This is a genomic window from Terrisporobacter muris (assembly GCF_024621905.1).
Lineage (GTDB): Bacteria > Bacillota > Clostridia > Peptostreptococcales > Peptostreptococcaceae > Terrisporobacter > Terrisporobacter muris.
The window spans coordinates 1-10,651 of sequence record NZ_JANKBY010000110.1; the positions used below are offsets into that span (position 1 = coordinate 1).

Below are 10,651 nucleotides of genomic sequence, written 5' to 3' on the forward strand. Positions count from 1 at the left end.
CTATTTATAAAACTCTTTTTAATTTTTTTTCATTCTTGCATAAGTCCTCATCTTCTATAGTCATAAACTTAATAGGAAGCGCTAATAAAACTGCTCCACCTACTATATTTCCTAACGTTACAAAAAATAGATTTCTGAGTATTAATACTATTGATATATTATCTAACAACAAATAAGAAATTGAAAATATCCCCATATTAGCTATGCTATGTTCAAAACCTGCTATTACAAATACAAATACACACCAAAACATAATTGTTAGCTTTCCAGATTCTGATTTCATTTTTATAGTAGCTAGTACAGCTATACATACCATAAAATTACATAAAATTCCTCTTATTACTAATTCTATAATTGGTAATTGTAATTTTGTATGAACAAAACTAGCGAGATAATTCTGAATTATATCAATAGATGCACCACTTTTTACAAATAAAAAAGCTAAAAAAATATTTCCTATAGCATTTCCTATATAGCATAGTATCCATACTTTCATTACATCTTTTATCTTACATCTTTTATTTAAATAACCTATAGCCATGACAAAGTTACTACCAGTAAAAAGTTCACCACCTAAAAATACAATTAAACCCAGTGCTAGTGAAAAAGTAGATGCCACAAGTATCTTCGCTAACTCTGGATATGTTTTGTATAACACTGCTCCTACTGTATAAGATAATATTATAGCTACCACTAAATAAAGTCCTGCTACTACAGACCTCATTATAAATTTGGCTGGATTAGACTTTGTTAATTGCACTTTATCTGAAGCTATGTTCGAAATATTTTCTATATCTACCTTTTTCATATTCTAATAATCTCCTTTTTTAAATAATTTAAAAAACTACCTACTTTAATTATTAAAAATCAATAAGTAGATAGTTTTTTTAATTAAGTGTTAACGATCTCTAAACACTTAATATCAATTAATTTATCAGTCTCAAAAACTACTTGTAATAATATCTTAATATTGTAGATAATACGACGCCTTCTACTGTTACTAAACCCCTATATCTCCTATTTACACGCCATTAAATTCAGTAAATTCTGAATATTATTGACTTTATTCTCTACATAATACTTTATCTACTTCATAATTCAGATATTATCCGTATAAATCTATATCATATATAGACATATCTAAAAATATATAAAAAATATTATTCGTTATTAGCATTCACCTTTTGCTTCACGTTCAGCAAGTTCTACCATAATCTTAGGATATATTTTATCAAGTTTGTACATTAGTGTAACTACTGCTACTATTATCCAAACCAATAATGGTCCATATGCATAAAGGTTAACAATTGCATCTAATGCTGATTGTGGTTGTATTGCTACACCACTCGTAGAACTTATATAACCACTCATTGTCATGATACCTGTTACTATTGCAGTTGTTATACCAGGTCCTATTTTACTTCCAACAGATCCTGCTGAGAATATATATGCTTCTTGGCGTAAACCTGATTTCCAATGACCAAACTCAACAACGTCGTTAAGCATACCAAATACACAAGCATTAAGTGGCGCTGCTCCAAGTCCTCTTAATATTGATATTCCAAGAGTAAGTTCAAAACTATATGGATTAATTATAAATATACATTGTGCTGCCAATGCTATAAATGCCCCTATAAGAACTGTATTTCTTTTTCCTATACGCTTTATAAGTATAGGACATAACATTACACCTACTATAACTGTTATAAACTCTGAGAAGTAAAGAACGCTATACATCCAAGTTTCATTTTGGAATATATATTTACAATAGTATGGAAGTATCATTCCTGTAATTCCAACTGTTGCATTTTGAAGCATCCATAATATTCCTACTGCCCAGAAATATTGATTTGTAAAAAGTGCTTTTAAAGTTGCTTTTGCATTTCCTTTTTCTTTCTTTTCAGGAGTTTTTCTTTCTATGCAAACCTTTTCTTCACATTTAGCAAAACAGAATAAAAGAAGTAATAATCCTACAAAAGCCCATATTGAAATTGATATAACCCACGCTCTTTGGTCATTACCTAAAAACTTTACTACTGGCATAGTAAACATAGCTATAGCTATACGACCAAATGGTGACATTGCCATACGAAATACAGATACCATATCTCTTTCACTTTGATCACGTGTAAGCATTGCTGAAAGACTTCCATAAGGAAGGTTTACAGCTGTATACATTATTGTAGTACTAAAGTTATAAGTTACAAAAATATAAATAAACTGTAGGGTTGGTGATGTTTGCGGCACCATAAATAATAGTATTATAGAAATTGTATAAGGTATGGCTGTCCAAAGAATCCACGGTCTTGATTGACCGTATTTAGATTTTGTATGAGACACTAAATATCCCATAACTACATCTGATACACCATCAAATATTCTTGATATAAGCATTACTAAACCTATTGTTGCTGCTGGTATTCCTATATAATCTGTATAAAATAATGTAAGATATGTTCCAACTACACCAAAACTTATATTACATGCTACATCCCCACATCCATATGCAACTTTAGTTGCAAAGGGAACTTTTAGAAACTGATCATTCTTAACAAGACTATTATCATGAACTGTTTTTTCCATTTCAATCTATCCTCTCAATTTTTAATTAGATTCTATCTCTATTTAACTATTCTAATATTTCTTATACAGTAGATGTACTAAGATTTTATACCTTAGTACATCTACTACTAATTAATTTAGAATTTCAGTTTAATTCATACTGCACTATTTTATAACATTGTTTTTTCTGCTATATATTTTCTAGCTTTTAATGCATATTCAAATGGATTTGCTATTGCTGGATCTTGCTCAGCTTCTACTAATAACCAACCCTCATAATTATTTTCTGCTAATACTTTAAATAAAGGTTCAAAATTTATACATCCATCTCCTGGCACTGTAAATGCTCCAAGTCTAACCCCTTTTAAGAAACTTAACTTTTCTTCTTTAACTTGTTTTACTACATCACATCTTATATCTTTTAAATGAACATGTTTAACTCTATTTACGTATTTAGTTAATACTTCTAAAGCATTTTCACCTGAATATACTAAGTGACCACTATCAAATAATAAGTAAACTAAGTTTTCATCCGTCATTTCCATTAACTTATCTATTTCTTCAGTTGTTTGAACAACAGTACCCATATGGTGATGATATACTAATTTCATATCTTTTTCCGCTGCTAAAGCACCTAGTTTATTTAATCCCTCAGCTAACATTTTCCATTCATCTTCATTCATGATATATTTTCCATCAAACACTGGTGTTTCCATTTGTCCTTGTATACTGTGACCTTGTTCAGATACAACTACAACTTTAGCACCCATTTCATGTAAGAAATCTCTATGTTCTATAAATTCTTTTGCAGTTTCTTCATAGGGCTTAGTTGTTAAGAATGAACTAAACCAAGCACTTGCTATTTGCATATTTCTAAGTTCTAAAGCTTTTCTTAAAACTTTTGTATCTCTTGGATATTTATTACCTACTTCACTTCCTGTAAATCCAGCAAGTGCCATTTCACTTATACACTGCTCAAAAGTATTTTCTTTTCCTAAATCCGGCATGTCGTCATTTGTCCAAGCTATTGGTGCTATTCCTAATTTAACTCTATCTTTATTAAACATTTCAGTTTCCCCCCAATTTTTATAAATGATTTAAATAATTTGATTCTATTTATTAAACTAAAGTTGCTTCTAATTCTGGACTTCTATTTCACTTATTTTAACAGGTCTTTGTTCTCTTAAAGATTTTTGTGCAGCAAGTCCTATTAATACTGGATTTAATCCATCTACTACACTTACTGGAACTTCTGTATCATTTACTATAGCCTCTACAAATTGGCTTATTTCGTTTGCATATGCCATCATATATCTTTGTAAGAAGAAATAAAGTGGTTTTTCACCTGTTACTCCATCCTTATTACTTAATACTGCTGTTGAATTAGCATCATTTCCTATTTGTATACAACCTTTAGATCCAAATACTTCAGCTCTTTGGTCATATCCATAACAAGCTTCTCTAGAGTTATCTATTACAGCTAATGCTCCGTTAGCAAGTTTCATAGTTATTATAGCTGTATCTATATCCCCTGCTTTTCCTATTTCTTCATTTACAAGTACTGCACCCATTGCATATACTTCTTCAACTTCACTACCTGATAAGAATCTTACCATATCGAAATCATGTATAGTCATATCTAGGAACATTCCTCCTGATACTTTTACATAGCTTACTGGAGGAGCCTCTGGATCTCTTGAAGTTATTTTTATTATATTCATATCTCCAATTTTTCCAGATTCTACTGCTTCTTTAGCTGCCATAAAGTTGTGGTCAAATCTTCTATTAAATCCAACTTGATATTTAACATTTGATTTTTCAAGTTCTTCCATTACATTTTTTATTTTTTGAATATCATGATCAATTGGCTTTTCACAGAATACGTGCTTTCCTGCTCTTATTGCTTCTATAGATATTGGGGAATGAGTATCTGTAGATGTACATATTAAAACTGCATCTATTTCTTCATCATTTAAAATTTTGTTGTAATCATCATATACTTCATCTATTCCCATTTCTTTTGCCCAAGCTACTGTTTCATCATCTAATATAAAATTGTATATAGATTTTACTCTAGCACCTTTAACATACTTTGATATACTTTCTCCATGAACTTTTCCTATTCTTCCTGCTCCGATTATACCTATATTTATCATTTTATTTCCCCCTATGTTTATTATTTTTAATATTCACCATTTTTATCTAGTTTTAAGTTTATAATATATCTTAATATTGTCTTGCTAATTGTAAATTTGCTTCTTTTTCTTCAAATGCTTTTCTTACACTTTCTTTTTCTGATACTCCAGCTACTCCCACATGCCACCAAGCATCATATCCATGAGTCATAGTTTTTGGAAGAACTTTAATATCTATTAATGTACATATAGTTTGTTTTTTAGCATCTTCCAATGCTGCTTTTAACTCTTCTACTGTTTTAACAGTGTAAGTCTTAACACCATATCCACTTGCAACTTTAGCAAAGTCTATTGATATAAAGTCACCATCTAATTTATTTGTTTCTTTATTTCTATATCTAAATTCAGTACATAAACTTCCTATCCCATTACCCATTTGAAGATTGTTTATGCATCCAAATCCACAGTTATCAAATAATAATAAGTTTATTTTTTGCTTTTCTTGAAGAGCTGTTACAAGCTCTGAATGAAGCATTTGGAAACTTCCATCTCCCACCATTGCATAAACTTCTTTATCTGGAGAAGCTAATTTTGCTCCAAGAGTTGCAGCTATTTCATATCCCATACAAGAGTATCCATATTCCATATGATAAGCATCTTTTTCATCTGTTTCCCATATTCTTTGTAAGTCTCCTGGTAAACTACCTGCAGCTCCTACCACTATAGAATTTTCTTTTAGAGCTTCATTAATTACTCCAATTGCTCTTGTTTGAGTTAATGTACTTCCATGAACTTTTATAAAGTCTTCTACTGTAGTTTCAGTTCTATCTGTTACTTCTGGAATAAATCCTTCTTTATATTCTATATTTAATAATCTATCTAACTCATCTGCCCATGCTTTCTTAGCATGTTTTACTTCATCAGAATATTGAGTTGTATAGTATTCTAATTTTTCATTTAAGTATTCTAAAGTTACTTTTGCATCACCAACTAAGCTTACTGCATCTAACTTACTTGCATCAAATCTTGATGTATTTATAGTTAAGAAGTCAATGTTTTCATTTTTAAATAAAGATTTTGATCCAGTAGTGAAATCTGTAAATCTTGTTCCTACTCCTATAACTAAATCACAATCTTTAGCTATAATATTAGCAGCTAAGTTTCCTGTAACTCCTACTCCACCTAAGTTTAACTCTTCACTTGCTTTTATTGCACTTTTACCAGCTTGAGTTTCTGCAAATGGTATATTATATTTATTAGCAAAGTCTAGCAAAGCTTTTCCTGCATCAGAATATTTAACACCACCACCACATATTATAAGCGGTTTTTCTTTTCTTTTTATAAGGCTTATAGCTTCTTCTAATTCTTCCACACTTGGTAATTGTCTTACCATTTTATGTACTCTCTTTTTGAAGAAACTTTCTGGAAAATCGTGAACTTCTCCTTGTACATCTTGTGGTAATGCTACACATACAGCACCTGTATTCCCCATATCTGTAAGTACTCTCATGGCATTTAACATTGCACTCATTAATTGTTCAGGTCTACTTACTCTATCCCAGTATTTGCAAACTGGTTTAAAAGCATCATTAGTACTTATTGATAAATTGTGAGGTTGTTCTATTTGTTGTAAAACTGGATCTGGTTGTCTTGTTGCAAATACATCTCCTGGTAATAATAAAAGAGGTATATTATTAGCAGTTGCACAAGCCGCTGCTGTTACCATATTTGCTGCTCCTGGTCCTACTGATGATGTTGCAGCATATATTTTCTTTCTATTATTTTGTTTAGCAAATCCCATAGCTGCTAGAGCCATTCCTTGCTCATTTCGACTGTGATGAACTTTTAATTCTCCTGGATTTTCATCTAAAGCTTGTCCAAGTCCAACCACATTACCATGTCCAAATATGGTAAATATACCTTCTACAAACTTTGATTCCACTCTATCAAAGCTAATATATTGGTTATCTAAAAATTTGACTAAAGCTTGCGCTGTTGTCATTCTTAAAGTTTTCATATATTTATCCCCCTATTTTTCAGGCCATATTTTTATACCTTTTTCAAGCAACCATTTATGCTCATCTAAGTCAACTCTTTCAGTCCATGGATTATTATCAAAATGTCTTATCATCCAGCAATAGTACATTGCATATCCTGGAGCTGATGTTTGAGGATGCACAAGTCCTCCTGGTATAGCAGAAAAACTATTATCTACTATTTTATAAGCATCTTCTCCTATTAACGAGAATCCAAATCCTTGTGGCTTATTAAATTTATAATAGTAAACTTCTGGTTGCTCATGATGATGAGGTATATAACTTGACCATTTTCCTGGGTAAGTTATTACTTCTCCCATAACCATATTTGAATAAGGCGCATTATTGTAATCAAATACTGTTCTTACAGCTCTTCTTGCTGTATCATTCCAAACACCTTCACCAAATATATCTGTTCTTGTATCTTCTTGTGTATAAAGTTTAGTTTCAAAAGTATTTTCATTATTAGTTAATTGTACTAATAATTCAACATCACTATTGGCTTCAACTTCTACTTCTACTCCCTTACATACATGTAAACAAGTTGGCTCTTCATCGAATACTGAACTTCTTTTGAAAGTTTTTTCTTCATTTTCATATTTAAATGTTACTTCACCATCTATTAAAAGTATTGCCATTTCTTTTTCACTGTGTAAAAATTTTAAGCAATCACCTTCAGTCATTTTTTCTATAGATATATCCATAAGCATGTTGCTATGTTTTCCATCTATTTCAGTTAAAATATTTCTTCCTTGTTTTAATTCTCCTATTCTTTCTAACATAATTCCCCCCCTTATGCTCTTGCTACCATTTCTCCGAATTGTTCCTTCTTTTCTTTTATAAATTCCTTTACCGCTTCTGCACTTGGCATGTCTTGAGAACAGCTATGGCTTGCAACTAACATGGCAGCTGATGCACTACCAAATTCTAACGAATCTATCATTTCCCAACCTTCTAATAAAGCATATAAGAATGCTGATGCGTAGGCATCTCCACCACCAAAAGATTTTAAAAGTTTAACTGGAAAAGGTTTTATCTTATAAGATTTTCCATCTTGTGTATAAGCTGTTGATCCTTCTTTTCCATGTTTTATTACTACTATTTTATTCCCATAATCTAACCATCTTTTTGCTGTTTCTGAATCTGTACTATATGGTGTCATAAGACCTTCAGTTAAATCAAACTCTTCTCTAGACCCAATTATTATATCACTATCTTTAGCCACTGTAGAATAATAAATAGCTATTTCATCATTATTCTTCCAATTATAACTTCTATAATCTATATCAAATATAACTATAGTTTTATTCTTTTTAGCTAGTTCCACTGCTTTAAGTACTGCTTCTCTAGAAGGACTTTGACAAAGAGCTGTTCCTGATACTACTATTGCTTTAGCTTTCTTTATATATTCTTCATCTATATCATCTACGTCTAGCATTAAGTCTGCTACACCATTTCTATACATTAATATTGAACTTTCTGTTGGGCTTAATATCTCTGTAAACGTTAACCCTAAAGACTCACCATTTTTACATCTAGATATATTAGATACATCTATTCCTTCATTTTTAAAGTAATCAGTTACATAATCTCCGAATCTATCATCTGATACTTTACCTATAAATCCAACTTTTTTACCTAATCTTGCTAATCCAACTGCTATATTAGCAGGAGAACCACCTACGTACTTTTTAAATGTTGTACTTTCTGCTAATGTTCTATGTACATCTACTGGATTAAAGTCTATGGCAACTCTTCCTATTGGTATAATATCTATCTCTCTATTTTCTTGAAATTCAATATATTTCATTATCATTTCCCCCCTAAGCTTTATTTTCACTACCAAATATTTTTATATATTTATATACATTATCATAAGCTCCCTTTATTTGAGCTGAGTTTAATTTAAAATAATTAGTATCTATATCTTCTTTATATAAATTCTTAGCTTCATTATTTACTGAGTTGAAAGTTGATGTAGCAATATTTATCTTTCTTATTCCAGTTCTAGCACACTTTCTAAAGTCTTCTTCTGTTATTCCACTTCCCCCATGAAGTACTAATGGTATTTCTATTTCTTCATTGATATTTTCTAAAACTTCAAAATTTAAATTAGGTTCTCCCTGATAAATACCATGTGCATTACCTATTGCAACTGCTAAAGTACTAACATTAGTTTCTTTTACAAACTTCTTAGCATCTTCTATATCTGTGTATAAAATACTTACAGCTTTGCTACTATCTTCACTTCCACCTACTCTTCCAACTTCAGCTTCCACAGGAACACCATATTTATTAGCTTCTTCTATTACATTTTTTGTTAGTTCTATATTTTTTTCTAAAGGAAGTTTAGAACCATCTATCATTACTGATGTAAAACCTAATTCTAATGCTTTTTTGATATTTTCCATTTTTGATCCATGATCTAAATTAACTACCACATCTACTTTTGCTTTTTTTGCTGCTGCTATCATCATCGGTCCGATTAAATCTAGTGGTGAATATTCTAATCTTCCTTCTGCTACTTGTATTATGATAGGTGAGCTAAGATCTTCTGCTGCTTTTATTGCCCCCATAATCATTTCCATGTTGGCTACATTAAAAGCTCCTACTGCATAATTTCCTTCATCTGCTTTCTTCAATATATCAATCATATTTGCTAAAGCCATTTTTTCACCTACTCCCATAAAGATTTATAAATTTCTATTATCTCTTCTTTTGTTGGTATTCTCATTGTATTTAAAGGACTTTTACTTATTAATGCATCTTCAGCCATTTTATCTAATACTGAATAAAATTCTTCCTTTTCTACTCCAAATTCTTCCAATGTCATTATTTTAAGTTCTTTACATAATTTAGTTACTTCTTCTATGAAAGCCTCTGCACTTTCTTTTACACCTAAATTTTCTATACCAATTGCCTTAGCTAAATCTGCTAATTTTTCCTCACATCCATCTTTTGCAAATTCTAAACATTTTTCTAATAACATTGCATTTGATAATCCGTGTGGTACATGGAAAAGTGCTCCGATTGGTCTACTCATTCCATGAACTATTGTTACAGATGCATTGTTAAATGCTATTCCTGCTTCTAATGATCCAATCGCCATCTCAGCTCTTGCCTGAACATTGTCACCTTCTACATATACTGTTTTTAAGTTATTGAAGATTCTTTTTACTGCTGAAATTGCAAATGAGTCTGACATTGGTTGAGCTTTTCTTGATGTATAAGCTTCTATTGCATGTGTTAATGCATCTATACCTGTTGCAGCTGTCACTGCAGGTGGTGCTGTCATTGTGAAAACTGGATCTATAACGGCTAAGTTTGGCATAAGAACTGGACCACTTATAAGCATTTTTATACTTTTTTCTACATCAGATATAATTGTAAATTGAGTAGCTTCTGATCCTGTACCTGCTGTTGTTGGTATTGCCACCATATTTGGTAATGGATTTTCAATTAATTTACCTATGTAGCTACTTATATCTCCCTCGTTAGTTAACACTGCTCCTATAGCTTTCATAGTATCTATCGGAGATCCGCCTCCTAATGCTATTAAGAAGTCACAATCGTTATCTTTATAAATTTTTTTCCCTTCTTCTACCATAATGTTGGTAGGTTCACTGTTTACTTCACTATAAATAACATACTCTATATTTATCGTTTCTAATACTTTAGTAACTTTTTCTAAATTTCCTAATTTAATCATCATATTATCAGTTACAATTAAGGCTTTTTTTCCTAAGGTCTTAATATGACATGATGATAATTCTAAAGCATTTTCTCCCGTAATAATTTTGTTAGGTGTTAAAAATATATTTGCCATTTATTATTCCCCCCATTTGTTTTTAGCTAATTCTTTTTGTATCTTGATTATATTATAGACCTATAATTTTAATTTATCAACAGTTTTTGTTA

The 10,651-nt window shown here is 30.7% G+C and carries 9 protein-coding genes; all 9 read right to left on the minus strand.

Annotated elements, in window-relative coordinates; translation table 11 throughout:
* Positions 1-4 precede the first annotated feature (4 nt).
* A complete protein-coding gene (locus tag NSA58_RS10025; protein ID WP_074429612.1) occupies positions 5-808 on the minus strand; it encodes a formate/nitrite transporter family protein in 804 nt (267 codons plus the stop codon).
* A gap of 362 nt (positions 809-1,170) precedes the next feature.
* Complete coding sequence (locus tag NSA58_RS10030; RefSeq protein WP_074429611.1) at positions 1,171-2,583, minus strand: MFS transporter; 1,413 nt, start codon at positions 2,581-2,583, stop codon at positions 1,171-1,173.
* A gap of 149 nt (positions 2,584-2,732) precedes the next feature.
* Positions 2,733-3,629, minus strand: a complete 897-nt coding sequence (gene iolE / locus NSA58_RS10035) for a myo-inosose-2 dehydratase (protein ID WP_074079952.1) — start codon at positions 3,627-3,629, stop codon at positions 2,733-2,735.
* A gap of 69 nt (positions 3,630-3,698) precedes the next feature.
* Positions 3,699-4,718 carry an inositol 2-dehydrogenase gene (gene iolG / locus NSA58_RS10040; RefSeq protein WP_257560427.1) on the minus strand — a complete coding sequence of 340 codons (1,020 nt, stop codon included), beginning with the start codon at positions 4,716-4,718 and terminating at the stop codon, positions 3,699-3,701.
* Between the two features lie 70 nt (positions 4,719-4,788).
* Positions 4,789-6,714, minus strand: a complete 1,926-nt coding sequence (gene iolD / locus NSA58_RS10045) for a 3D-(3,5/4)-trihydroxycyclohexane-1,2-dione acylhydrolase (decyclizing) (protein WP_074079950.1) — start codon at positions 6,712-6,714, stop codon at positions 4,789-4,791.
* 12 nt (positions 6,715-6,726) lie between these two features.
* On the minus strand, positions 6,727-7,515 hold the full coding sequence (locus tag NSA58_RS10050; protein WP_074429609.1) for a 5-deoxy-glucuronate isomerase: 789 nt from the start codon (positions 7,513-7,515) through the stop codon (positions 6,727-6,729).
* A gap of 11 nt (positions 7,516-7,526) precedes the next feature.
* Positions 7,527-8,543 carry a 5-dehydro-2-deoxygluconokinase gene (iolC, locus tag NSA58_RS10055; protein WP_074079948.1) on the minus strand — a complete coding sequence of 339 codons (1,017 nt, stop codon included), beginning with the start codon at positions 8,541-8,543 and terminating at the stop codon, positions 7,527-7,529.
* Positions 8,544-8,556: 13 nt separating this feature from the next.
* A complete protein-coding gene (locus NSA58_RS10060) occupies positions 8,557-9,402 on the minus strand; it encodes a class II fructose-bisphosphate aldolase (RefSeq protein WP_074079971.1) in 846 nt (281 codons plus the stop codon).
* Positions 9,403-9,410: 8 nt separating this feature from the next.
* Complete coding sequence (locus NSA58_RS10065) at positions 9,411-10,559, minus strand: iron-containing alcohol dehydrogenase (RefSeq protein ID WP_074079947.1); 1,149 nt, start codon at positions 10,557-10,559, stop codon at positions 9,411-9,413.
* Positions 10,560-10,651 lie beyond the last annotated feature (92 nt).

Excerpts from the sequence above, each read along its gene's own strand:
- NSA58_RS10025 (WP_074429612.1), bottom strand. The coding sequence starts at position 808 with ATGAAAAAGGTAGATATAGAAAATATTTCGAACATAGCTTCAGATAAA.
- NSA58_RS10030 (WP_074429611.1), bottom strand. The coding sequence starts at position 2,583 with ATGGAAAAAACAGTTCATGATAATAGTCTTGTTAAGAATGATCAGTTT.
- iolE (WP_074079952.1), bottom strand. The coding sequence starts at position 3,629 with ATGTTTAATAAAGATAGAGTTAAATTAGGAATAGCACCAATAGCTTGG.
- iolG (WP_257560427.1), bottom strand. The coding sequence starts at position 4,718 with ATGATAAATATAGGTATAATCGGAGCAGGAAGAATAGGAAAAGTTCAT.
- iolD (WP_074079950.1), bottom strand. The coding sequence starts at position 6,714 with ATGAAAACTTTAAGAATGACAACAGCGCAAGCTTTAGTCAAATTTTTA.
- NSA58_RS10050 (WP_074429609.1), bottom strand. The coding sequence starts at position 7,515 with ATGTTAGAAAGAATAGGAGAATTAAAACAAGGAAGAAATATTTTAACT.
- iolC (WP_074079948.1), bottom strand. The coding sequence starts at position 8,543 with ATGAAATATATTGAATTTCAAGAAAATAGAGAGATAGATATTATACCA.
- NSA58_RS10060 (WP_074079971.1), bottom strand. The coding sequence starts at position 9,402 with ATGGCTTTAGCAAATATGATTGATATATTGAAGAAAGCAGATGAAGGA.
- NSA58_RS10065 (WP_074079947.1), bottom strand. The coding sequence starts at position 10,559 with ATGGCAAATATATTTTTAACACCTAACAAAATTATTACGGGAGAAAAT.